Origin of the sequence: Kineosporia sp. A_224, from assembly GCF_002198655.1 — a bacterium.
Classification (GTDB): Bacteria; Actinomycetota; Actinomycetes; order Actinomycetales; family Kineosporiaceae; genus R-H-3.
Genome location: NZ_MWLN01000170.1, coordinates 1 through 21,961 on the forward strand (window position 1 = coordinate 1; position 21,961 = coordinate 21,961).

The 21,961-nt window shown below is 75.1% G+C and carries 22 protein-coding genes; 7 read left to right on the plus strand and 15 right to left on the minus strand.

Annotated elements, in window-relative coordinates; all coding sequences use genetic code 11:
- The 4 genes from xseA to EDJALFJO_RS16140 all read right to left on the minus strand — a co-directional run.
- Nucleotides 1–1,160: exodeoxyribonuclease VII large subunit (gene xseA / locus EDJALFJO_RS16125; RefSeq protein ID WP_088287043.1), on the minus strand; the 1,160-nt coding region annotated here is incomplete at its 3' end.
- 11 nt (nt 1,161–1,171) lie between these two features.
- Nucleotides 1,172–1,879: a hypothetical protein gene (locus tag EDJALFJO_RS16130; RefSeq protein WP_088287045.1), complete on the minus strand. Its 708-nt coding sequence runs from the start codon at nt 1,877–1,879 to the stop codon at nt 1,172–1,174.
- Nucleotides 1,880–1,940: 61 nt separating this feature from the next.
- Nucleotides 1,941–2,201, minus strand: a complete 261-nt coding sequence (locus tag EDJALFJO_RS16135) for a hypothetical protein (RefSeq protein WP_088287047.1) — start codon at nt 2,199–2,201, stop codon at nt 1,941–1,943.
- Nucleotides 2,202–2,585: 384 nt separating this feature from the next.
- Nucleotides 2,586–3,041 carry a hypothetical protein gene (locus EDJALFJO_RS16140; protein WP_143448609.1) on the minus strand — a complete coding sequence of 152 codons (456 nt, stop codon included), beginning with the start codon at nt 3,039–3,041 and terminating at the stop codon, nt 2,586–2,588.
- Between the two features lie 149 nt (nt 3,042–3,190).
- Here EDJALFJO_RS16140 and EDJALFJO_RS16145 point away from each other — a divergent pair, with 149 nt between their 5' ends.
- Nucleotides 3,191–4,243 (plus strand): 4-hydroxy-3-methylbut-2-enyl diphosphate reductase, encoded by a 1,053-nt coding sequence (locus EDJALFJO_RS16145; RefSeq protein WP_088287051.1) that lies wholly within the window; start codon nt 3,191–3,193, stop codon nt 4,241–4,243.
- Nucleotides 4,244–4,261: 18 nt separating this feature from the next.
- Here the strand turns inward: EDJALFJO_RS16145 and EDJALFJO_RS16150 are convergent, their stop codons facing one another.
- A complete protein-coding gene (locus tag EDJALFJO_RS16150) occupies nt 4,262–5,476 on the minus strand; it encodes a DNA recombination protein RmuC (protein WP_088287053.1) in 1,215 nt (404 codons plus the stop codon).
- Nucleotides 5,477–5,524: 48 nt separating this feature from the next.
- Nucleotides 5,525–8,305 (minus strand): fibronectin type III domain-containing protein, encoded by a 2,781-nt coding sequence (locus EDJALFJO_RS16155; protein WP_088287056.1) that lies wholly within the window; start codon nt 8,303–8,305, stop codon nt 5,525–5,527.
- Between the two features lie 173 nt (nt 8,306–8,478).
- Between EDJALFJO_RS16155 and ychF the strand changes: the two genes are divergently transcribed.
- The gene (gene ychF, locus EDJALFJO_RS16160; RefSeq protein ID WP_088287058.1) at nt 8,479–9,564 is read left to right on the plus strand and encodes a redox-regulated ATPase YchF; all 1,086 of its coding nucleotides are present in this window, start codon (nt 8,479–8,481) and stop codon (nt 9,562–9,564) included.
- Between the two features lie 276 nt (nt 9,565–9,840).
- On the opposite strand, the gene EDJALFJO_RS16165 is transcribed toward ychF, so the two are convergent.
- Both EDJALFJO_RS16165 and EDJALFJO_RS16170 read right to left on the minus strand, forming a co-directional pair.
- Nucleotides 9,841–10,134: a hypothetical protein gene (locus tag EDJALFJO_RS16165; RefSeq protein WP_143448610.1), complete on the minus strand. Its 294-nt coding sequence runs from the start codon at nt 10,132–10,134 to the stop codon at nt 9,841–9,843.
- Nucleotides 10,135–10,221: 87 nt separating this feature from the next.
- A complete protein-coding gene (locus tag EDJALFJO_RS16170; protein ID WP_088287062.1) occupies nt 10,222–10,584 on the minus strand; it encodes a hypothetical protein in 363 nt (120 codons plus the stop codon).
- 246 nt (nt 10,585–10,830) lie between these two features.
- On the opposite strand from EDJALFJO_RS16170, the gene EDJALFJO_RS16175 reads away from it, so the two are divergent.
- Nucleotides 10,831–11,328 carry a GNAT family N-acetyltransferase gene (locus tag EDJALFJO_RS16175; protein ID WP_088287064.1) on the plus strand — a complete coding sequence of 166 codons (498 nt, stop codon included), beginning with the start codon at nt 10,831–10,833 and terminating at the stop codon, nt 11,326–11,328.
- Between the two features lie 4 nt (nt 11,329–11,332).
- On the opposite strand, the gene EDJALFJO_RS16180 is transcribed toward EDJALFJO_RS16175, so the two are convergent.
- The 3 genes from EDJALFJO_RS16180 to EDJALFJO_RS16190 form a co-directional block, all read right to left on the minus strand.
- Complete coding sequence (locus tag EDJALFJO_RS16180) at nt 11,333–11,779, minus strand: hypothetical protein (RefSeq protein WP_088287066.1); 447 nt, start codon at nt 11,777–11,779, stop codon at nt 11,333–11,335.
- 225 nt (nt 11,780–12,004) lie between these two features.
- Entirely contained in the window at nt 12,005–13,510 is a 1,506-nt protein-coding gene (locus EDJALFJO_RS16185; RefSeq protein WP_088287068.1) for an alpha-N-arabinofuranosidase, read from the minus strand.
- A 140-nt stretch (nt 13,511–13,650) separates the two neighbouring features.
- Nucleotides 13,651–14,235, minus strand: a complete 585-nt coding sequence (locus tag EDJALFJO_RS16190; RefSeq protein ID WP_088287070.1) for a TetR/AcrR family transcriptional regulator — start codon at nt 14,233–14,235, stop codon at nt 13,651–13,653.
- Nucleotides 14,236–14,279: 44 nt separating this feature from the next.
- On the opposite strand from EDJALFJO_RS16190, the gene EDJALFJO_RS16195 reads away from it, so the two are divergent.
- Complete coding sequence (locus EDJALFJO_RS16195) at nt 14,280–14,837, plus strand: hypothetical protein (RefSeq protein WP_143448611.1); 558 nt, start codon at nt 14,280–14,282, stop codon at nt 14,835–14,837.
- A gap of 41 nt (nt 14,838–14,878) precedes the next feature.
- The gene (locus EDJALFJO_RS16200; protein WP_088287074.1) at nt 14,879–15,451 is read left to right on the plus strand and encodes a TOPRIM nucleotidyl transferase/hydrolase domain-containing protein; all 573 of its coding nucleotides are present in this window, start codon (nt 14,879–14,881) and stop codon (nt 15,449–15,451) included.
- Between the two features lie 6 nt (nt 15,452–15,457).
- On the opposite strand, the gene EDJALFJO_RS16205 is transcribed toward EDJALFJO_RS16200, so the two are convergent.
- The 4 genes from EDJALFJO_RS16205 to EDJALFJO_RS16220 form a co-directional block, all read right to left on the minus strand.
- Nucleotides 15,458–15,715, minus strand: a complete 258-nt coding sequence (locus tag EDJALFJO_RS16205; protein WP_088287076.1) for a hypothetical protein — start codon at nt 15,713–15,715, stop codon at nt 15,458–15,460.
- A 99-nt stretch (nt 15,716–15,814) separates the two neighbouring features.
- Nucleotides 15,815–17,014 (minus strand): hypothetical protein, encoded by a 1,200-nt coding sequence (locus tag EDJALFJO_RS16210; RefSeq protein ID WP_088287078.1) that lies wholly within the window; start codon nt 17,012–17,014, stop codon nt 15,815–15,817.
- Nucleotides 17,015–17,067: 53 nt separating this feature from the next.
- On the minus strand, nt 17,068–18,348 hold the full coding sequence (locus tag EDJALFJO_RS16215; RefSeq protein WP_088287080.1) for a trans-acting enoyl reductase family protein: 1,281 nt from the start codon (nt 18,346–18,348) through the stop codon (nt 17,068–17,070).
- Nucleotides 18,349–18,394: 46 nt separating this feature from the next.
- A complete protein-coding gene (locus tag EDJALFJO_RS16220; protein ID WP_088287082.1) occupies nt 18,395–19,054 on the minus strand; it encodes a VOC family protein in 660 nt (219 codons plus the stop codon).
- A gap of 134 nt (nt 19,055–19,188) precedes the next feature.
- Here EDJALFJO_RS16220 and EDJALFJO_RS16225 point away from each other — a divergent pair, with 134 nt between their 5' ends.
- Together EDJALFJO_RS16225 and typA are read left to right on the plus strand one after the other, a co-directional pair.
- The gene (locus EDJALFJO_RS16225; protein WP_304441281.1) at nt 19,189–19,659 is read left to right on the plus strand and encodes a (deoxy)nucleoside triphosphate pyrophosphohydrolase; all 471 of its coding nucleotides are present in this window, start codon (nt 19,189–19,191) and stop codon (nt 19,657–19,659) included.
- 116 nt (nt 19,660–19,775) lie between these two features.
- On the plus strand, nt 19,776–21,662 hold the full coding sequence (typA, locus tag EDJALFJO_RS16230; protein ID WP_088287084.1) for a translational GTPase TypA: 1,887 nt from the start codon (nt 19,776–19,778) through the stop codon (nt 21,660–21,662).
- Nucleotides 21,663–21,961 lie beyond the last annotated feature (299 nt).

Here is a 21,961-nt window from a genome sequence, read left to right on the forward strand (position 1 = left end):
TCCCGGACCACCTCGCCCTCGCGGGTCTGCACCACCGCGTAGCCGCGGGCGAGCGTGGCCGCGGGGGAGAGCGCGGCGACCCGGCCGCGCAGGTGCGTGACGTCGTCCGCCGCCCGGTCGAGCCGGGTCGACACCGCGGCCCGGCTGCGCCGCCGCAGGTCGGCGACCGCGTCGGCGTGCCCGGAGAGCAGCCGGTACGGGTCGGCGAGGACGGACCGCTCGCGGATGCCGCGCAGCAGGTGCTCCTCGCGGTCGAGCATCCGCAGGACGGCGGCCCGGGCCCGGTCACGGCCCTGCGCGACGCGCGCCAGCTCCTCGACGACGTCGGGGACGACGCGCTTGGCGGCGTCCGTCGGGGTGGAGGCGCGGACGTCGGCGACGAGGTCGAGCAACGGGCTGTCGACCTCGTGGCCGATCGCGCTGACGACGGGGGTGCGGCAGGCCGCGACGGCACGGACGAGGCTCTCGTTGCTGAAGGGCAGGAGGTCCTCCAGGCTGCCGCCGCCGCGGGTGACGACGATGACGTCGACCTCGGGGGCCGCGTCGAGGGCCGCGACGGCGTCGACGACCTCGGGGACGGCGTTCGGCCCCTGGACGGCGACGTTGCGGACGTCGAACCGGACCGCGGGCCAGCGCCGGCGCGCGTTCTCGACGACGTCCCGCTCGGCGGCGCTCGCCCGGCCGCAGACCAGCCCGACGACGCGCGGCAGGAACGGGAGCGGACGCTTGCGGGACTCGGCGAACAGGCCCTCGGAGGCCAGCAGCCGGCGCAGGTGCTCGAGCCGGGCGAGCAGCTCGCCGACCCCGACCGGACGCAGGTCGCTCGCCGACAGCGACAGGGACCCCCTGCGCGGGAACAGCTCCGGCTTGGCGTGGACGACGACGTGCGCGCCGTCCGCGAGGGGGACGGGCAGCGCGTCGAGGGTGCGGGCGTGGACGGTGACCGAGAACGACAGGTCGACGTCGGTGTCGCGCAGGGTGAGGTAGCACGTCGCCTGACCGGGCCGGCGGGTCAGCTGGACGACCTGCCCCTCGAGCCACACCGCGGGCGCCTTCGAGAGGTACTCGGTGAGCTTCGCCGTGAGCAGCCGCACGGGCCACGGCCGCTCGGCGCTCGTCTGGCCGGCGGTCGCCGGCAGCTCGGCGCGCGGGGTGCTCACGGGGGACGACCCTACGGTGCGGCACCGACGGACGTCGCCGACCCGCCACCGAGGTACTCGACGCAGTACCCGGTGCGTTCGACGTTCGTCACCCAGCCGTCCCGCGACGGCACCAGCGCACCGTTCGCGGTCGCGAACGCCCGCGTGCAGATGCCCAGCGCCTCGGCCCGGGTCTGCGCGTCCCCGACGTACGGGCGGTCGACGAGGTCGAGCGTCTGGAGGAGCCGGGTGCGGGCCGCGGGGTCCGCGCACGCGACGACGGTCACCCGTTCGTCGACCGTCGCCGGCTGCTCCTCGATGCACGTCCCGGGCTCCAGCACGAGCACCGACGGTGCCCCGACGTAGGTGACCCTCGGGTCGGGCGGCGGGTCGGGCGGCGGGTCGGGCGACAGCCCGGTGAGGACCGCCACGAGGGCGACGGCGGCCGTGGCCACGGCGACGACGGCCACCGCCGTCAGGCAGCCCCGGGCCGCGGTCCGCGGACCCGTGGCCGGGATCCGCACCGGCACCGCGACCGGGGCCGGCGCTACGGCCGGCGCGGGTGCCGTCACGGGCACGGCGGGCGGGGCCGTCCGCGGCCGGGCCCTGCGCCGCAGCGCACGCCGCCAGCCCCGGGCCTCCGTCGACCGCGGGCGCGCGACCTCGCGGAAGAAGGCGTCGGCCTCCTCCTCGCTGGGCAGCGGGCCACCGGGCCGGGGCTGCCGGCCGGAGCCGCTCATGGCGGGCATCCTCGTCGTCCGGGAGCGGGCCGGTCCACACGGGTGGGGCGGCGGACGACGGTCACCGGACGACCGGCCGGGCGCAGACGGCGTACCGCGCGCGGTCGACGTACCAGGCATGCTCGCCCGGGACCGTGACGAGCACCTCGCCGTCGGACGCGATGCCGTGCTCCTGCCGGCACAGCTCCTCCGCCCGGGCCGCCGCGGTCGGACCCGGGTAGCCGGACTGCCCTTCGAAGCGGACGAGCCCGAGGATCCGCACCCGCGCCTCGGCGCTGTCGCACGCGACCGTCGGGTAGTACTCGTCGGTGAACGCCGGCATCGCGCTGACGCAGACCTCCGGGGGCGGGCGCGGCGGCGTCCCGGTGCCTGGGGCACTTCTGCGCCGGTACGGGCGGCAGGATGACGTAGTTCAGCCGGTCCTCGCCGTGACCGAGCAGCAGCGCCAGAGCGGCCACCCCGGCGACGACGACCGCGGGTGGGCCGAGGGTGGACCAGGGGAGGTCACGGACCCTGCGCACTCCGCGTCCCGCGGCGGCGGTGGGGACGGCCACGGCGCGGGTCGCGGTGTCCCGGGCGGCGGCGGCCACAGCGGCGATCCCGTCGTCGATGCCGGTCGTCGTCGGCTCCGCCGACCGCACCGGCGCGACCTCGCGGAAGAGCCGGTCGGCCTCGTCCTCGCTCGGCAGCGGGTCGCCGGCCGGCGTCATGCGAGCACCTCGGCGCAGACCGCGAGCCGGGCCCCGTCGGCCCACGCCGGCCCGCTCGGCACGACGGCCCGGAACTCGCCGGCCTGCTCCCCGGAGCCGTCGTACACGAGGCCGGGGAAGCGCGGGCGGCAGCGGTCCTCGGCGAGGGTCCGCTCGGGCTCGATCCCGGTGAACGCCCCTGCCGGCAGCAGCACGAGGCCGAGCACCCGGATACGTGGCGGGCCGCCGACGTCGCAGTCGACACCGGTGACCCGCTCGTCCGTGGTCGTGGGCAGTGCCGCGAGCCGGGCAGCCCACGCCGGCGCCGGGGCCTGCGTCGAGCGGGAGACCGGCACCGTCCGGAAGAGCCGGTCGGTCTCGGCCTCGCTCGGCAGCGGGTCGGCCGACGGCGTCACGCCGTGCACCCCGGCGGACCGGTCGCCTCCGGGCGGGGACCCCGTCGACCCTGGCATGCGACTGATCATCGAGGTGTTGACGTGCGGCGTCCACGCCCGGCTCCGTGCCGCCGCGCGGTGGAGGTCCGGTGGAGGCCGCGTGGACGTCCTGGGGGCGCCGCGGCCCACGACAGGTGGCCCGGCCCCCCGCCGCCTACGATGGAGGCGTGACCCAGACCGCTGACCCGAGCCGCACCGTGCCCGCCGCCGACCCGGCGCCCGCCCCGTCCGCGGCCGACGCACCTGCTGCGGCGACGTCCGGGAAGCGGGTCCTGCTCGCCGCCCCCCGCGGCTACTGCGCGGGTGTCGACCGGGCCGTCGTCACGGTCGAGAAGGCCCTGGAGCACCACGGCCCGCCGGTCTACGTCCGCAAGCAGATCGTCCACAACAAGCACGTCGTGGAGACCCTCGAGCGTCGTGGCGCGATCTTCGTCGACGACACCGACGAGGTCCCCGAGGGCGCGCTGGTGATCTTCTCCGCGCACGGGGTGGCGCCGGCCGTCCACGAGGCCGCGCACCGCCGTCAGCTGCGGACGATCGACGCGACGTGCCCGCTCGTGACGAAGGTCCACAAGGAGGCCGTCCGGTTCGCGACGGACGACTACGACATCCTGCTCATCGGCCACGCCGGGCACGAGGAGGTCGAGGGGACCGCAGGCGAGGCGCCCGCGCACATCCAGCTCGTCAACGGTCCCGAGGACGTCGAGCAGGTCGTCGTCCGCGACCCGGAGCGGGTCGTGTGGCTCTCCCAGACGACGCTGTCGGTCGACGAGACGATGACGACCGTGAACCTGCTGCGGCAGAAGTTCCCCCAGCTGCAGGACCCGCCCAGCGACGACATCTGCTACGCCACCCAGAACCGCCAGGTCGCGGTGAAGAAGATCGCGGCGGAGTCCGACCTCGTCATCGTCGTCGGGTCGAGCAACTCCTCGAACTCGGTCCGCCTCGTCGAGGTCGCGCTCGAGCACGGCGCCCGGGCGTCCTACCGCGTGGACAACGTCGGCGAGATCGAGGAGTCCTGGCTGGACGGCGTCGGCACGGTCGGTGTGACCTCGGGCGCGAGCGTGCCGGAGATCCTCGTGCAGGAGGTCCTCGCATACCTCACCGAGCGCGGCTACGGGCAGGCCGAGGAGGTCGTCACGGCCGAGGAGGACCTGCTCTTCTCGCTCCCCAAGGAGCTGCGCCGCGACCTCAAGGCGGCCCGGGCCGCGCAGGCCTGACTGGCTCCCGACCGGCCCTCACCCGGCCTCGCGGACGGCGCCGCCCCCGGGCGGGCCGCCCGGCTCGTCGACGAACGGCCAGTCCCGGTGCAGCGGGGGCAGCGCCTCGCGGTGCTCGGCCTCGATGAGCTCCGCGGCCGTGAGCGGCCGCGGGGTGACCTCGAGGGGCGCGAGCTCCTCCAGGTCGAGGTCGGTGACGTCGAGGTCACGCATCCGCCGGGCGCTCACGAGCACCCGGCGCTCCATCGTCCCGACGAGGGCGTTGTAGTCCTCGACGGCCCGGTGCAGGCTGCGACCCAGCTTGGACGTCACCCCGCCGAGCGAGCCGAGCCGGCCGTAGAGCTCCCGGCCGAGGTCGAACAGCGCCCGCGCGCTGCCCGACAGCGCCTCGGACTGCCACGTGAGCGCCACCGTCCGCAGCAGCGCCAGCAGCGTCGTCGGCGTCGCGAGGACGACCCGCCGCGCCATCGCGTGCTCCAGGAGCGCCGGGTCGGCGGAGCAGGCCGCCGCGAGGAACGCCTCGCCGGGCACGAAGCACACGACGAGCTCGGGGGAGGGGTCGAACGCCGTCCAGTACTCCTTGGCCGCGAGCGCGTCGACGTGCGCCCGCAGCGCCCTGGCGTGCGCGGTCGCGGCAGCGGCCTGCCGGGCCGGGTCCTGCGACTCCTCGCTCGCCTCGAGGAACGCCGCGAGCGGTGCCTTGGCGTCGACGACGACGTGCTTGCCGCCGGGCAGACGGACGACGACGTCCGGCCGGACGCCCTCCCCGGCCGCCGTCGTCCCGGCGACCTGGGTGTCGAAGTCGACCCGCGCGAGCATCCCCGCGTGCTCGATGACGCGGCGCAGCTGGACCTCGCCCCATGCACCGCGGGCGGTCGGTGACCGCAGCGCCCCGGCCAGGGCGGACGTCTGCACCCGCAGCGCCTCGCCGTGCGTCCGGACCGCCTCGAGCTGCTCGCCGAGGCGGGCGTACTGCTCGACCCGGTCCCGCTCCAGGACACGCACCTGGCCCTCGACCCGGACCAGCGCCGACGACAGCGGCGCGAGCGTCGCGGCGAGCTCCCGGTCGTGGTCCGTCGACGTCTCGAGGTCGGTGACCCGCTCGCGCAGGACGTCCCGCTCGGCGGCGAGCGCCGCCGTCCGGGCCGTGACGACGAGCCGCCACGCCCCGGTGGCCGCGAGCGCGCCGAGGACCGCCCCGACGACGAGGGCCACGAGCACGGAGGTCTGCATGGCCTCACCGTCCCAGCAGGCACCGACAACCGCGGTGCGGGTGCACCGTCACCCGAGCAGGTACGTCGTCCCGCCGCCCGCGGCGACCGTCGCGACGTCGTCGCCGACGTGCACCGGGACCGTCGCGCGGAGCAGGTCGCCCTGCCCCAGCTGACCGGAGGCACCCCGGCCCCAGCACCACGCCGACCCGTCGGACCGGGTCGCGCAGGCGTGCGCCGACCCGGCGCCGACCGCGGTCCACGTCGTCGCCGAGCCCACCTGGACCGGTGCGCCGTGGTCGGTCGTGTCCCCGACGCCGACCTGGCCGTCCGCGTTGGCGCCCCAGCACCACAGCGTGCCGTTCGTCCGCGTCGCGCAGCCGAAGCCGGTGCCGAGCGCGACCCGGGCCCACGTCGTCGCGACCCCGACCTTCGTCGGCGCCGACACGTTGCCGCTCAGCTCGTCCAGCCCGAGGCCCGGACCGGCGAACGGCGTCGCCTCGCCCCAGCACCACAGCGTGCGGTCCGTCTTCGTCGCGCACGTCACGAGGTCGCCGGCGGAGACGTCGGACCACGTTGTCCCGGTGCCCACCCGGGTGGGCACGGCGACGTGGTCGTCGTCGTCCATGAACGGGCCGAGGCCCAGGCTGTTGCCGAAGTTGTCGCCCCAGCACCACAGGCTGCGGTCGACCCGCGTCGCACAGGCGTGCGTGGCCCCGACGGACACCCCGGCCCAGCCGGTGGCCGCGCCGACCCGGGTCGGACCGACCGCCGTCCCGGACGTCGTGCCGTCACCGACCTGGCCCTCGTCCCGGGAGCCCCAGCACCACAGGCCGCCGTCGGTGCGGATGCCGCAGCCCGACGTCCGCCCGACCGAGACCTCGGCCCACGGGCCGGAGTCGTCCATCTTCTGCGGTGTCGCGGACGGCGCCGTACCGCCCGTCGGCAGGCGGTGGGTGCTCGTCTCGCCCCAGCACCACAGCGCGCCGTCGGTGCGGATGCCGCACGCGGCGCCCCCGGCGGCCGACAGCGCCGCCCAGGCGGACGACGTCCCGACCCGAGCGGGCGCCGTCACCGCGACGGCCCGGCCGAGCCGCCCGGAGGTGCCGTCGCCCCAGCACAGGAGCTCGCCGCCGTCCGACAGGCCGCAGCCGTGGGCGGCGCCGAGCGCGATCCCTGCCCAGCCGGCCGACGACAGCGTCCACACCGCATAGGTCTCGGGTGCTGCGGGGCCGGCGGACGTCGCCCCGCCGAGGCCGGCCGCCAGGGCCGTGCCCCAGCACTGCAGCTCGGCGACCATCTGCCCGCAGGCCCAGCCGGTGCCGGTCGAGACGTCGGCCCAGCCGGTGCTCGCACCGACCGTGGTCGGCGACGTCCGGTCGGTCCGGTCGCCCACCCCGAGCTGCCCGTCCGCGTTGAGGCCCCAGCACGCGAGCGTGCCGGTGGTCCGGCGGGCGCACGTGAAGCCGGAGCCCGCGCTCACCTGGGCCCAGTCGGTGCCCGTGCCGACCTGGATCGGCACGAACCGGTTGGAGGTGTCACCGGCGCCGAGCCCGAGCGCGCCGTCGCCGTAGGTGCCCCAGCACCAGAGCGTGTCGTCGGTGCGGGTGCCGCACGTGTGGTCCGCGCCGACCGAGACCGAGGCCCAGTCGGAGTCCAGGCCCACCCGGGCCGGGGTGTCCTGGTCGTCGGAGGTACCGGTGCCGAGCCGGCCGTCGGACCCCGGTCCCCAGCAGTAGAGCGTGGAGTCCTGCTTGAGGGCGCAGGTGTGCCCGCCGGCGCCGGCGGCGACCGAGGCCCAGTCGGTGTCGGTGCCGACCTGGACGGGGACGTCGCGGTCGGTCGTGTCGCCGAGGCCGAGCTGGGCGAGGTCGTTCGCGCCCCAGCACCAGAGGGTGTGGTCGGTCTGCGTCGCGCAGGTGCGCAGCGCGCCGGCGGAGACGGTCGCCCAGTCGGTGCTGCTGCCGACCTGCGCCGGGGACGTCGCGTCGGTCGTGCCGCCGAGGCCGAGCTGGCCGTGCGCGTTCGCGCCCCAGCACCACAGGGTGCCGTCGGCGAGGGCGGCGCACGTGTGGTCGGTGCCCGCCGTGACGCCGGCCCAGGCCGACCGCGGGAGGGTGACGACCTGCGGCTCGAGGCCGGTGACGCCGTGGCCGCCCTGACCGGCGCCGGTGTCGCCGGTCGACGAGAGCCGGCCTGCGGCCCGCGGCCGGACGGCGGTCCCGCCGGTCGGCGTGCCCCAGCCGGCCACGTTGCGGGCCTGGACCCGGACGACGTCCGTGACGCCGTCCGGCAGGCCGGCGAGCGTGCAGGTCGTCGCGGGGGCGGTGGCGGTGCACGTCGCACCGGCCGTGACCGCGCGGTAGGAGAGCACGGCGGCGCCGCCGGTCGAGGCAGGCGGGGCCCAGGTGACGACGCCGTGGCCGTCGCCGGAGCGGACGGTCACCGCGAGCGGCGCGCCGGGCGTGGTCCGCGGCGTCCCGTAGCCGGGCAGCGACGCGGGGCCGGTGCCGACCCGGTTGCGGGCCGTCACCCGGACGGCGTAGCGGGCGCCGTTCGTCAGGCCGGTCACCGTGCAGGTGAGGGCGGTCGTCGTCGTGCACGAGCGGGTGCCGGGGGTCGTCGTGACCTTGTAGCCGAGGACGGCGGCCCCGCCGGTCGACGCCGGCCGGGCCCAGGCGACCGTGAGGGAGGCGGCCTTGGGGACGACGGTGACGGCGCGCGGCGCGGAGGGGCGGGAGGCCGCCGCCTGGGCGGGCGCGGCGAGGGTGAGGGAGGCGAGGCAGAGCGAGGCAGCGGCGACGAGGCCCGGGCCGAGGGCCAGGGCGCGTGCGGCGGCACGGAGGCGCATGCTCCGTTGTCGGCACGGCGGGGGCCGGACGTGAGGGCGGTCGGGCGAGGTCCCTGTCGGCACCGTGCGTGCGGATGTGAGGCGTTCACCCGTCCGGCGGGCGGCCGGACGGGGCCCGTGCCGGGGGTGCGGCGTCAGGCGGGTCGCCGCCGCGCCGGTAGAGTCCTGTCCTCGTGGCACTCACCATCGGGATCGTCGGCCTCCCCAACGTCGGCAAGTCCACCCTTTTCAACGCCCTGACGAAGGCCGACGTGCTCGCGGCGAACTACCCGTTCGCGACGATCGAGCCCAACGTCGGCGTCGTCGCGCTCCCGGACCCGCGCCTGCAGACCCTCGCGGACGTCTTCGGCAGCGAGCGCCTGGTGCCCGCGACGGTGTCGTTCGTCGACATCGCCGGCATCGTCAAGGGCGCGAGCGAGGGCGAGGGCCTGGGCAACAAGTTCCTCGCGAACATCCGCGAGGCCGACGCGATCTGCCAGGTGGTGCGGGCGTTCGTCGACGACGACGTCGTCCACGTGGCGGGGCGGGTGAACCCGGCGGACGACATCGAGATCGTCCACACCGAGCTGATCCTCGCCGACCTGCAGACCCTCGAGAAGGCGGTCCCGCGGCTCGAGAAGGAGGTCAAGGGCAAGAAGACCGACAAGGCCGTGCTCGACGCCGCGCTCGAGGCGCAGACCCTGCTCGAGAAGGGGACGACGCTGCACGCCGGCGCGGCCGCGGCCGGGATCGACGTCGTCGCCCTGCGCGAGCTGTCCCTCATGACGTCCAAGCCGTTCATCTACGTCTTCAACGTCGACGAGGACGGCCTGTCGGACACCGCCCTGCAGGAGAAGATGCGCGCGCTCGTCGCGCCGTCCGACGCGATCTTCCTCGACGCCAAGCTCGAGTCCGAGCTCGTCGAGCTCGAGCCCGACGAGGCCGCCGAGCTGCTCGCCTCGGTGGGCCAGACCGAGTCCGGCATGGACCAGCTCGCCCGCGTCGGCTTCCACACCCTCGGCCTGCAGACCTACCTGACGGCCGGGCCCAAGGAGGCCCGGGCCTGGACGATCCACCAGGGCTGGACGGCGCCCCAGGCCGCCGGCGTCATCCACACCGACTTCCAGCGCGGGTTCATCAAGGCCGAGGTCGTCGGGTTCGCCGACCTCGTCTCGGCCGGGTCGATGGCCGAGGCGAAGGCGCGCGGCAAGGTGCGCATCGAGGGCAAGGACTACGTCATGGCCGACGGGGACGTCGTGGAGTTCCGCTTCAACGTGTAGCGGGACCGCCGCTCGACGTCCGTCGCAGGACGCAGAGGTCGCGCGCGCTGCCGGGCTCGACCCGTCCCGCAACGGCCGACCGGGTCGCGGACGAAGGCGCCGTCGCGCGAGTGAACCTCGACTTCTGGGGAATATCGCACGGCGATCTGCCGCCGGATGATCCACACAAGGGCCCTACTCGTCCTCGCGGCGCGCCGGGTCTGCTCGTCCTGCGGGGCCGGGAAGCTCGCAGCGGTTGGGCCCCTGCGCCGTCCACACGGACGGTGACACCGGCACTCAACGCCTGCGGGACTGACGGACCTTGATCACCAGCTCGGCCATCAGCTGCTCGCGCAGCTCGTCGGTGGCGAGGCGTAGCTCGGCCCGTGAGTAGCGGCCGGCCGGCACCGCCCCGTGAACGGACAGGCCGGTGGCGGTGTGGGTCAGCGTCACACGCCTCTCGCTGACGTCCTCGGCGCGCGAGGCCCGGGATCGCCCGTCCCCACGGTTGCCCGAACGTGCCGTCGTGCTGCGCACCGAGACGTCGCCGGGCGCGAACGGATCGCCGTCACCGGGTGCCTGCTTCGCCATCCGATCATGCTGGCAGGTGAGGTCCGCCGGTCGCGCCCTCGGCATCGGGGACGATCAGCGACACCGCCATGGGGCGGATCGTCCCCGCTACCGTTCGGACCGGGTCGCGACCATGAAGCTGTAGCCCGCGATCGTGGCGGTGAACGCGCGGACGCCCCAGGCCCTGTCCGCGACGGGGCCGGGTGCCGCGTGGGTGGCGTGCACGGCGTCCAGCCGCTCGGCCGGCACCTCGACGTAGAGCTGGACGCCGGCGCCCCGATGGTCGCGGGCGGCTGTGGGGAGGAACTGCTCGGTGTCGACGCCGAGCAGGACCTGGGCGCCGTGCAGCTCCACGGCGGCGAGCGGGTCGCCGGAGTCCTGCGGGGTGGCGAACACGAGCGTCCAGCCGTTGGCGACGAACTCGTCCGCGGCCCGGTAGGGGTCGGGCGTCGCGAGGATCGGCGTCAGCACGTGCCGATGGTCGCACCATCGGACGAGCGAACCTCGACAGCGGGGAACTTCGCGCGGCGATCTGCCGCCGGAGCGTGCGCACAAGGGAGCCGCCCTGGCGACGAAACTCGACGGTGCGGAACATCGCACGGCGTTCTGCCGCGGGATCCTCCGCGCAACGGCCCCGGCGGTTCGGTCGGTCGGCGGTGAGGACGCCGGCCGGCGTGCGGTGTCGTTCCACGACGAGGCGCCGTCTACTGTGCCGGGGTGCTGATCCGAGATGCGCAGGACGACGACTGGCCCGCGATCTACCCCTTCTTCGCCACGATCGTCGCGGAGGGGAGGTCCTACGCCTTCCCGGAGGGGCTCACCCTCGAGCAGGGCCGAGGGTGGTGGATGGAGACGCCGCCCGGGCGGACCGTCGTCGCGGTGGACGGCCCGGTCGTCCTCGGCAGCGCCAAGATGGGCCCGAACCGGCCCGGTCGCGGGTCCCACGTGGCGACCGCCAGCTTCATGGTCGATCCGCAGCACTCCGGGCGCGGCGTCGGGCGGGCCCTCGGGGAGCACGTCGTCGACTGGGCGCGTACAGCGGGGTTCCGCAGCATGCAGTTCAACGCGGTCGTGGAGACGAACGAGCCCGCGGTCAGGCTCTGGCGCTCACTCGGCTTCGACGTCCTCGCCACCGTCCCGAGGGCGTTCGACCATCCCGAGCACGGGCTGGTCGGGCTCCACCTGATGTTCCTCGACCTCTCGTCGGCCGGCTGAGACGTCACCGGCACGACCGTGACCCGCCCGGTGCGCGGAGCAGGACGGGTGCCGCCACCGGCTCGTGGTCGAGCTCGCGGACGATCCGCCGGAACTCGTCGTCCCAGTCGCGGTCGTCGGCCGCGGCGGCGCGCCGGGTCTCCTCGTCCTGCTGGGCGGGGAGCTCGCAGCGGTTGGTCCGGGCGTTCCAGAACGCTCGCGGGTCGAAGCACTCCGGGAACGTCAGGTGGAACAGCGCCAGTGCCCGCGGGTAGGCCCTGCGCAGTCCCCGGAAGTGCGGCAGGCAGCTGAACGCCCGGGCGTTCGGTGGCACCCACCACTCGTGCACGGCGGCCCGGGTCGGGCACCTGCGCCACGGGCCCTCCGGTGGCACGCTGAGCCACGCGCCGCACTGCTCGAGCAGGCGGGGGAGCGTGGGGTTCGAGATGAACTCCGGGTAGTCCCGCGTCATCGGGCACCCGCGCTCGCGGGCACGGTCGCCGCACCAAAACCTGACATTCCCATCGCAGTAGATCCCCCGTTCGTACGATTGACGGGGATTGAAGCATCGCCGGCGATCTACGCAAAAGCGTGCCCGGCGTGTCGCCCGCGACGCGCGAGCGAACCTCGACAGTGGGGAGCATCGCACGGCGATCTGCCGCCGGATGATCCACACACGTGACCCCGCAGGGGTCGGTCAGTCGGTGGCGAGGCGGACGGCGAGCCAGGCGACCGGGGGCAGGGTCACCATGGCGCGGCCGCCGTCCAGGGTGACCTCGACCGGCCGCGGGCGGACCCGGTCCGGGTCGTCCCGGGTGTTGGCCGCCAGGCGGTCGGGGTCCGACAGCAGATGGCTCTCGGCGACCGTGAGCGGCCCGAACGAGCGTAGGTCGACGTCGAGCCGGACTGGCTCGTCGAGGCTGCGGTTCACCGCGAGGACGACGACGTCGCCGGACGCCGGGTCGTGGGTCGCCACGGCGTCGACGACCGGCACGTCCCCGAAGCGCGGCGTCGGCTGCTCCGGCGAGCGGACCTCCGTGCGCAGCACGTCACCCCTCGCGAGCGCGGCCGTGAGCGCGAACGGGTGGAAGGTCGTCTGGCGCCAGGCCGGACCTCCGGGCTCGCAGCGGATCGGCGCGATGACGTTGACGAGCTGCGCGAGGCAGGCGGCCGTCACCCGGTCGCTGTGCCGCAGCAGCGACACGAGCAGGTTCCCGACGACGACGGCGTCGGTCACCGTGTAGGTGTCCTCGAGGAGCCGCGGGGCGCGGCGCCACTCGAGCCCGGCCGCGGACTGCTCCTGCCAGGACCGCTGGTACCAGACGTTCCACTCGTCGAACGAGAGCTGGATCCGCTTGCGGCTGCGGACCTGTGCCCCGACCGCGTCCGCGGTCGCGACGACCGCGTCGACGAACCGGTCCATGTCGACGGCGCTCGCCAGGAACGACGCGACGTCGTCGCCCTCCTCGTAGTACGCGTGCAGGGACACGAAGTCGACGAGGTCGTAGCACTCGGCGAGGACCGTGGCCTCCCACGTCCCGAACGTCGGCATCTGCGAGCCGCTGCTGCCGCACGCGACGAGCTCGAGGTCCGGCTGGAGCTGCCGCATCGCACGGGCCGTCTCGGCGGCGAGCCGGCCGTACTCGGCCGCCGTCTTGTGGCCGGTCTGCCAGGGTCCGTCCATCTCGTTGCCGAGGCACCACATCCGGATGGCGTGCGGCTCCACCGAGCCGTTGGTGACCCGCCGGTCCGACAGCGCCGTCCCGCCGGGGTGGTTCGCGTACTCGAGGACGTCGAGGGCCTCCTGCACCCCGCGGGTGCCGAGGTTCACGGCCATCATCGGCTCCACGCCGGCCTTGCGCGCCCAGCGGACGAACTCGTCGAGGCCGACCTCGTTGGGCTCCAGGCTCCGCCACGCGAGGTCGAGCCGGGTGGGCCGCGCGTCGACCGGGCCGATGCCGTCCTCCCAGCGGTAGCCGGACACGAAGTTGCCGCCGGGGTAGCGGACGACTGTCGTCCCCAGCTCGCGGGTCAGGGCGAGGACGTCGCCGCGGAAGCCGTCTTCGTCGGCCGTCGGGTGCCCGGGCTCGTAGATGCCCTCGTACACGCACCGCCCGAGGTGCTCGACGAACGTGCCGAAGGTCCGGCGGCGTACCGGGGCGACGGTGAAGGCGGGGTCGAGGCTGATCGAGGCGTCGAGCACGCGGCACTCCTGGGTGTGCGGGGAGGGCGGGGCAGGTCGGGCCGACGTCGTCCCCGACTCTTGTTACCGCTCACAACTGAACGGGCCCAGCGTTTCACGAGACGTGGCCGGCGTCGTGCCGGGCACGATCGGCGTCCCGGTCAGGAGTCCCCGAGGCGCAGGATCGCCGTGCTCGAGGCCAGCACCGCGTCGTCCAGCCACTGCGGGACCTCGCCGCCGACGTACGGGCGCACGAGGCCGTACGGGCACTGCCGGACGGCGGTCGTGACGACCGTGAGCAGGTGCTCGGAGACGGTCCCGTAGCGGCGCCGGCACAGGTCGGTGGTCGCCGCCGCGATCCGGTCGTTGACGGTGCGGACGTCGTCGGTGAGGTCCGTCGGTGCCGACCGGACGAGCACCTGCTGGCGGTACAGCGTGAGCGCGAGCGCCTCCGCCGGGTGCTCGCGGCAGTACCGGGGGATGTGCAGGGCGGCGGCGGCCAGCGCCTCCCGGCCGTCGGGGCGTGCGGCGGCCTCCAGCAGGCCGACGTGGAACTGCCGGACGGACCGGAGCCAGAGGCCGACGAAGAGGTGCTCCCGGGTCGGGAAGCGGTGGTAGACCGAGCCCGTCGGTGCACCGACGAGCGCGCAGACCTGCCCGAGGGTCGCGTCCCGGCCGTGCAGCGCGACCGCGTCGCGCGCGGCGTCGAGGAACTGGTCCGGGGTGAACTTGGCGGGTCTTGCCACGCGGCGGAGCCTATCGCTAGTTTGCGAACATGACATCTAGAACGATGCTGCTAAAACGTGCCACGCCGTTGGCGGCGGCGCTGCCGGGAGCGCAGTTCGCCGAGGACCATGCTCGTGTGCTCGACGCGACGCCGGAGCAGGTCTGGGACGCCCTCCACGCCGTCCGCTGGCGCGACCTCACGTTCACCCGCCCGTTGGTCTGGCTACGGCTCGGGCCGTCCCTGGAGCGGGAGCCCGCCCGGATGGTCGACGTCGGCCCCGGCGCCCCGATCCACGAGGACCGGCCGCGCAGCATGAGCAGCGGCTTCGTGGCCAGGCCCTGGAAGCCCGTGCCGGAGCTGGGGCCGCCGATGCGCGACCTCGACGCGTTGCAGGCGTTCGCCGAACCGGGCTGGCTCAAGGTCGGCATGGAGTGGGTGCTGTCACCGGTCGCGGGCGGTCGCACGCTCGTGGAGACGACGACGCTCTGCGAGGCGACGGACGACGTCGCGCGGCGCCGCTTCGCCGCGTACTGGCTCGTCGTCCGGCCGTTCAGCGGGCTCATCCGCCGGGACCTCCTGCGCGTCCTGGCCCGCGCCGTCCGCGAGCCGTCCGCCGCGTAACTCGCTGGGCCGGCACCGGTCGCCGTGCCTAGGCTCGTGGTGTGCACATCGGCGCGGTCGTCCTCGTCGAGGGCGGGAGCGACCGGAACGCGGTGCTGGCGCTGGCCTCCCGGCGCGGTCACGACCTCGACGCCGAGGGCGTGCAGGTCGTCGTCACCGGTGGTGCGACGAACATGGCGCGCTTCGTCGCCCGGTCCGCGGCGCCGGGCGTCCGGGTCGCGGGGCTCGTCGACGCCCCGGAGGAGCGGTACGCCCGGGGCGCGCTCACCCGGGCCGGCCTCGTCGTCCCGCCGGGCCGCGAAGGCCTTGCGGCCCAGGGGTTCTTCGTCTGCGACCCCGACCTCGAGCACGAGCTCGTCCGGGCGCTCGGGATGCCCGCGGTCGAGGAGGTCCTGCGCACCCGCGGCGACCTCGCGCGGTTCCGCACGATGCAGAACCAGCCCGCGCAGCGCGGTCGCGACCCGGTCGCCCAGCTCTGCCGGTTCCTCGGTGCCGGCTCCGGTCGCAAGCACGTCTACGCGACAGCCCTCGTCGAGGCGCTCGACCCCGGTGCCGTGCCGGTGCCGCTCGACGCGCTGCTCGACCACGTGCTGCGCCGGCCGTCGCGCGGGTAGCGGCGGCTACGACCGGCGGTGCAGCCGGACGACGAGCAGCAGGCCGCCGACCCCCGCACCGATCCCCGCGAGGATCGCGACCGGCCACTGCGGCGCGCGGAGCAGCCCGGCCACCGGCGTGACGACGTGGGTCGCCGCGAACCACAGCGCGACGACGACGCCGGCATCAGCCACGAGCAGGAGGAACGTGCGCGGCCACCGGGCGGCCGGACGTGTAGGGGTCTCGGCCGGCTGGACGTCGACGGCGAGCTCGCGGGTGCTCATGCCCGCATCCTCACGACGGCCGGCTGCGGGAGAAGCCGGAACGCCGGGCGCTCACCCGCTCGGTCGCCGTCCGATCGGGGACGACGCCCCAGCGCGCGGTCAGCCCGCCGGCCGCCAGGTCCACCCGTCGTCGTGCAGCTCGCCCGGGCCGGTGCCCTCGCCGTACCGGACACCGCCCCAGACGAAGAGCCGGTCGCCGGCCCAGGTCTCGGCCGATCCGCTGCGGTCCTCCAGGGCGGGGTTGTCGTCCATCCGCTCCCACTGCAGGGACGGCGTCCGCAGCAGCCAGGGCCGGACGGCGACGAACCCGGGGCCGGCCGTCGGGGCTCCGGACCAGCCGTAGTGCACGGCATGCTCCGGGACGGCGAGCCAGCGCCCGCCGTCCGGGTCGAACGCGCCCCCGGTGCGGTAGTCCCGCCCCCAGTTGTTCACCTCGCCGCCGTCGAGCGTGCCCTGCGAGGGGTTGACGACGAGCCCGCCGGAGGCGATCCAGACCGGTCCCGACGCGACGACCTCGGACGGCACGGGCCGGGTCCACGTCGTGCGCGCGGGATCGAGCACGGCACCCTCGTACAGCGACGGCTCGGGGCCGCCGGGGTTCTCGACGAGCGCGGTCCCGAGCAGCACCGTGCGACCGTCCTCGAGCCCGACGAGCGTCCGGTCGAACATCGGCGGGAACGGGTCCCGGGGGAGCGGGGTCCACGCGTCGGCGGCCGGGTCGTAGCGCAGGTCCGGCTCGCGGCCCAGCTCGTGCGACTGCCGGTACCCCTCGACCGCGCTGCCTGCGGCGGTGAGCGCCAGCCCGGTCCGGCCGACGTCGGGCGTGGCCAGGGTGCGCCACCTGTCGGCCGCCGCGTCGTAGGTGAGGAACGCACCCGTGGCGACGCCCTCCGCGGCCCAGTCCTGCTGCCACAGGTAGAGCCGGTCCCCGACGACGACGGTGCTCGGGAACGCCACGTCGACCGGCGGGTCGGCGATGCGGGTCCACGTCGCGGTCCCGGGGTCGTAGGCCGCGGCCTCGCGGGGTGCGGTGCCGGCGGGCGCCGCGACGCAGGACGCGTTCGGCGGGCACGGCGTCGTGTCGCCGCCGAGCACGAGCACCCGCCCGCCGACCCAGACGGCCGCCGCGTTCTCGCGTGCGGACAGCGGCGACGGCGGCAGCCGGACCCAGCCGGCCGGCTGGGCCCCCGCTGTCGCGACGGGCGCGCCGTCCGCGCCGCCGCACGCGGTGAGGACCGCTCCGGACAGCGCGGCGACGAGCACGGTGACGACGAGACGCCGGCGCAGGACTGTGGCCATGACCGCCGGACGCCGCGGACCCCGCCGAAGGTTGCACCGGTCCGGACGGCGCGTCACCCGACGAGCCTGCGCACCTCGATCGTGAACCCCTGGGCCCGCAGCCGCTTGACGAGCGGCAGCCCGAGCGCGGTGGCCGGGGTGAGGACGCCGCCCCGCCCGCCCGCGGGGACCGAACCGCTGCGGGACACCGGGTCGAGCAGGGTCAGTGCGCTCTCGCCGAGCATGACGGACGTCGCCTGGTAGCCGGGGTCGCCGACCCCGACGACGTCGCAGCGGTAGTGCGCGCCGGTCGTCGTCCGGGTGTGGACCTCGACCGTGAACCACCCCTCGCGCCGGGCGGCCTCCGACGGCCCCTCACCGGGCGACGGCGTGAAGCGCCGCATGAGCGACTGGACGGGCCGCACGGACGCGCCCAGCATGAGCCCCGCCGTCCCGACCGACAGCGCGGCTGCGGCCGGCGCCCACACCGCCGTCCGGCCGAGTGCGACGACCTCGCGGTAGCGCAGCGACCGGCCGTAGGCGTACCCGGCGAGCGCGTTGCTGCGGCGCACGACCCGGGTGTTGACGCCGGCCATGACGAAGGGGCCCACCCAGCGGCCGAGCAGGTCGTCCCAGCGGGCGCCCCAGCCGTCACGCTCGTCGTCCGCCGCGTCGCCGCGGTCCGGCTCGGCGGTGCGGTCCGGGCTCAGGGCGTACGGGTCGGCGACGGCGCGGGCGGCGTCGCTGCTCGCGCGCATCCGGTCCATCTGGCCCCACATCGAGGCGACCGTGCCGCCGCTCACGCCGCCCTTCGCGCCGGTGACCCCGAGCACGGTCCGGCCCAGCTCGCCCGCGCCGTCGCCCCGGACCGCCTCGGCGAGCATGAGCACCCCGAGGTCGGACGGCTCGGAGTCGAAGCCGGCGGCGTGCACGATCCGCGCACCGCTGTCGCGGGCGACCTCGTCGAACGCCGCGATGCTGTCGCGCATGAAGAGGACCTCGCCGGTGAGGTCGAGGTAGTCCGTGCCGGCCTGCGCGCAGGCCCCGACGAGCGGCAGCCCCTGGCCGTCGTACGGCCCCACCGTCGTGACGACGACCCGGGTCGCCGCCGCGAGGGCCGCGAGCGACGCGGGGTCGCCGGAGTCGGCGACGAGCACCGGCCACTCCTGCGCACGCGGCGGCAGGCCCGCGCGGACCGCCTCGACCCGGGCCCGGTCGCGCCCGGCGAGCGCCACGCGGACGTCGGGCGGCGCGTGCTCGGCGAGGTGCGCGGCGACGAGCCGCCCGACGAACCCGCTGGCCCCGAAGACGACGACGTCGTGCGCCCTGACGCTGGGTGCTGCTGCCGCTGGCATGCGCCCAGTCTGGGCCATCACCGGGCGGTGCCCGGATCGACCCGCCTCAGGTCGAGCAGACGCAGGCCTCGTTGCCCTCGGCGTCGGCGAGGACCCACCAGGACGGCGCGTGCGCGTCGCTGACGAGCCGGCCGCCCGCGGCGAGCGCCGCGTCGACCCGGGCCCGGCAGGCGTCGGCGGGCACGTAGACGTCGAGGTGGAAGCGGCCGCGCCCGGCCCGTGCCGGGTCCATCCGCTGGAACCACAGCGCGGTCTGCGAGCGCGGGTCGTGGAGCTCGGCGCCGGCCCCGGCGTCGCCCGGCGCGACGTGCTCGCGGTACCCGAGCACGGCCTTCCAGAACGGTCGGACGGCTCCCGGGTCGACGACGTCGAGCGCCACCTCGAGCCGCTCCGGAGGGGGCAGGGTCTGCGCGCCGACAGCCTTCGCGGCGGCGAGCGCCCGGTGCGCGAGCTCGACGTCGTACTGGGTCACGCCGCCCGCCGAGTGCGTCGAGAACGTGAAGGAGACGGTGCGCCAGCGCAGGTCGACGTCCGGGTGGTGGTCCATCTGCTCGGCCTCGTCGGCGACGAGCGCGACGAGCCGGACGGCGTCCGCGAAGGTCGGTGCCTGCGCCGCGAGGACGAGGCTGCCCCAGCGGCCGCGGGCCACCCCGGGCAGTTCGGCCAGCTGGCGCGTCAGCTCTTCGGCGTCGAGAAGTCGTGGCATGCACCGACCCTGGTCCCGCGGGCGGCACCGGTCAACCGCGGGCGGTCGTCGACGGGGACGGCCCCCAGGGCCGTCCGGGCGACGACGGCGGCGTCCGGCGAGGGTGCCCGCGGTCGTGTGGCAGGCTCGGCGTCGTGACGAGCACGACGACGCCGCCGGACCCCGGCACGGCCCCGCGGGCCGTGTCGCTCGTCGTCGGGGCCGCGATCGTCGACGACCTCGGCGCCCCACGGACGCTGCTCTCCGCGCGCCGCACCGAGCCGCCGCACCTCGCAGGCGGCTGGGAGCTGCCCGGCGGCAAGGTCGAGCCGGGGGAGGACCCGGTGGAGGCGCTGCACCGCGAGATCGCCGAGGAGCTCGGCGTCCGCGTCGTCCTCGGTGACGAGCTGCCCGGGCCGGACCCCGACGAGCCCGGCTGGCCGCTGCCGCCGGCGCACCGGATGCGGGTCTGGCTGGCCCGGGTCACGGACGGCGAGCCGGCCCCGATCGAGGACCACGACGCCGTCCGCGTGCTCGGGCCGGGCCAGTGGCTCGACGTCGAGTGGCTGCCCGCAGACGTGCCGATCGTCCGGGCGCTGCTGGGCCGCTCGTCCGCCGCCCGCTGACGGCCCGCCCACCTCCTGCCGGCCCGGACGACGTACCCTCCCGCCCGCGCGTCCGGCCGGTCGCCGTCCTCCCCGTAGACTCGACGTGATCCCCGACCTCTCTCGAAGGCTTCTTGATGCCCACGCGCACCCGCGACGACATCCGCAACATCGCGATCGTCGCCCACGTCGACCACGGCAAGACGACGCTCGTCGACGCCATGCTCTGGCAGACCGGCTCGTTCGGCGAGCACGCCCACATCGACGAGCGTGCGATGGACAGCAACGACCTCGAGCGCGAGAAGGGCATCACGATCCTCGCGAAGAACACCGCGGTGCGATGGGCGGGGGAGCACGCCCCCGTCGGCGGTGTGACGTTCAACATCATCGACACCCCGGGGCACGCAGACTTCGGCGGCGAGGTCGAGCGCGGCCTGAGCATGGTCGACGGCATCGCGCTGCTCGTCGACGCGTCCGAGGGCCCGTTGCCGCAGACCCGGTTCGTCCTGCGCAAGGCGCTCGCCGCGCACCTGCCCGTGATCCTCGTCGTCAACAAGGTCGACCGGCCGGACTCGCGGATCGCCGAGGTCGTCGACGAGACGTACGAGCTCTTCATGGACCTCATCGACGGCACCGGGCTCGACCCGGACGTCGCCCTCGACTTCCCGGTCGTGTACGCCTCGGCGCGGGCCGGCCGGGCCTCGCTGAACCGCCCGGACGACGGCGGCATGCCGGACAGCGACAACCTGCAGCCGCTCTTCGAGACGATCATGAAGGCGGTGCCGGCGCCGTCGTACGACGACGAGGTGCCGCTGCAGGCGCACGTGACGAACCTCGACGCGTCGCCCTTCCTCGGCCGGCTCGCGCTGTGCCGGGTGCGCTCGGGCACGATCAAGAAGGGCCAGCAGGTCACGTGGTGCAAGCGGGACGGCTCGATGTCCCGGGTCAAGGTCACCGAGCTGCTCATGACCGAGGCGCTCGAGCGCAAGTCCGCCGAGAGCGCCGGGCCGGGCGACATCATCGCCGTCGCCGGCATCCCGGAGATCACCATCGGCGAGACCCTCGCCGACCCCGAGGACCCGCGCCCGCTGCCGCTCATCACGGTCGACGAGCCCGCGATCTCCATGACGATCGGGGCGAACTCCTCGCCGATGGCGGGCCGGGCCAAGGGCACCAAGGTCACCGCCCGCCTCGTCAAGGACCGGCTCGACCGCGAGCTCGTCGGCAACGTGTCGATCCGGGTGCTGCCCACCGAGCGCCCCGACACGTGGGAGGTCCAGGGCCGCGGCGAGCTCGCGCTGGCCATCCTCGTCGAGACGATGCGGCGCGAGGGTTTCGAGCTGACCGTCGGCAAGCCGCAGGTCGTCACGCGCCAGGTGAACGGCAAGCTCCACGAGCCGTTCGAGCACCTGACGATCGACGCCCCCGAGGAGTACCTCGGTGCCGTCACCCAGCTGCTCGCCGTCCGCAAGGGCCGGATGGAGCAGATGGCGAACCACGGCACCGGCTGGGTCCGGATGGAGTTCCGGGTGCCGTCGCGCGGCCTCATCGGCTTCCGCACGGAGTTCCTCACCGAGACCCGGGGCACGGGCATCGCCCACCACGTCTTCGAGGGCTACGAGCCGTGGGTCGGGGAGCTGCGCACGCGGCCCACCGGCTCCCTCGTCGCGGACCGGTCGGGCGCGGCGACGTCCTTCGCGATCGCGAACCTCCAGGAGCGCGGCACGCTCTTCGTCGAGCCGACGACCGAGGTGTACGAGGGCATGATCGTCGGGGAGAACTCCCGCTCCGACGACATGGACGTCAACATCACCAAGGAGAAGAAGCTCACGAACATGCGGCAGTCGACCTCCGACGACTTCGAGCGCCTCGTGCCGGCCCGCAAGCTCTCGCTCGAGCAGTGCCTGGAGTTCTGCCGGGACGACGAGTGCGTCGAGGTGACCCCGGACGCCGTCCGGATCCGCAAGGTCGAGCTCAACGCCGTGGACCGCGAGAAGGTCCGCGCCCGCAACCGCCGCGGCTGAGCCGCAGCCCGCCACGGGGCCCGTCACCTTCTGGGTGCCGGGCCCCCTTGCAACCCTGAGTGAGTGAGTGCTCACTGTGAGGGAGTGGGTTCCGCCGAGAGGTCGCCGCGGCGATCCGGCGCCCGCTATCGGTACCCAAATCGTTACGTTGCCTTTGCGTTACCGCGATGTGCCGGTATGCAAACTGCGAGAGCCCGTTTTGTCGCTTCTCTACGTAGGCAAAAGGGTGCAAACAGCCCCGAGCTTGGCGAGAAACGGTATAAACCGGACAGGTCTTTAATGGGTTGCGTCCGGATCCG

Bases quoted from the DNA above. Each gene is read 5' to 3' on its own strand.
- EDJALFJO_RS16180 (WP_088287066.1), bottom strand. From the start codon at position 11,779: ATGACGCGGGACTACCCGGAGTTCATCTCGAACCCCACGCTCCCCCGC.
- EDJALFJO_RS16150 (WP_088287053.1), bottom strand. From the start codon at position 5,476: ATGCAGACCTCCGTGCTCGTGGCCCTCGTCGTCGGGGCGGTCCTCGGC.
- EDJALFJO_RS16140 (WP_143448609.1), bottom strand. From the start codon at position 3,041: ATGCCAGGGTCGACGGGGTCCCCGCCCGGAGGCGACCGGTCCGCCGGG.
- EDJALFJO_RS16205 (WP_088287076.1), bottom strand. From the start codon at position 15,715: ATGAGCACCCGCGAGCTCGCCGTCGACGTCCAGCCGGCCGAGACCCCT.
- typA (WP_088287084.1), top strand. From the start codon at position 19,776: ATGCCCACGCGCACCCGCGACGACATCCGCAACATCGCGATCGTCGCC.
- EDJALFJO_RS16215 (WP_088287080.1), bottom strand. From the start codon at position 18,348: ATGCCAGCGGCAGCAGCACCCAGCGTCAGGGCGCACGACGTCGTCGTC.
- EDJALFJO_RS16210 (WP_088287078.1), bottom strand. From the start codon at position 17,014: ATGGCCACAGTCCTGCGCCGGCGTCTCGTCGTCACCGTGCTCGTCGCC.
- EDJALFJO_RS16220 (WP_088287082.1), bottom strand. From the start codon at position 19,054: ATGCCACGACTTCTCGACGCCGAAGAGCTGACGCGCCAGCTGGCCGAA.
- EDJALFJO_RS16135 (WP_088287047.1), bottom strand. From the start codon at position 2,201: ATGCCGGCGTTCACCGACGAGTACTACCCGACGGTCGCGTGCGACAGC.
- EDJALFJO_RS16155 (WP_088287056.1), bottom strand. From the start codon at position 8,305: ATGCGCCTCCGTGCCGCCGCACGCGCCCTGGCCCTCGGCCCGGGCCTC.
- EDJALFJO_RS16195 (WP_143448611.1), top strand. From the start codon at position 14,280: ATGCTGCTAAAACGTGCCACGCCGTTGGCGGCGGCGCTGCCGGGAGCG.
- EDJALFJO_RS16165 (WP_143448610.1), bottom strand. From the start codon at position 10,134: ATGGCGAAGCAGGCACCCGGTGACGGCGATCCGTTCGCGCCCGGCGAC.
- EDJALFJO_RS16130 (WP_088287045.1), bottom strand. From the start codon at position 1,879: ATGAGCGGCTCCGGCCGGCAGCCCCGGCCCGGTGGCCCGCTGCCCAGC.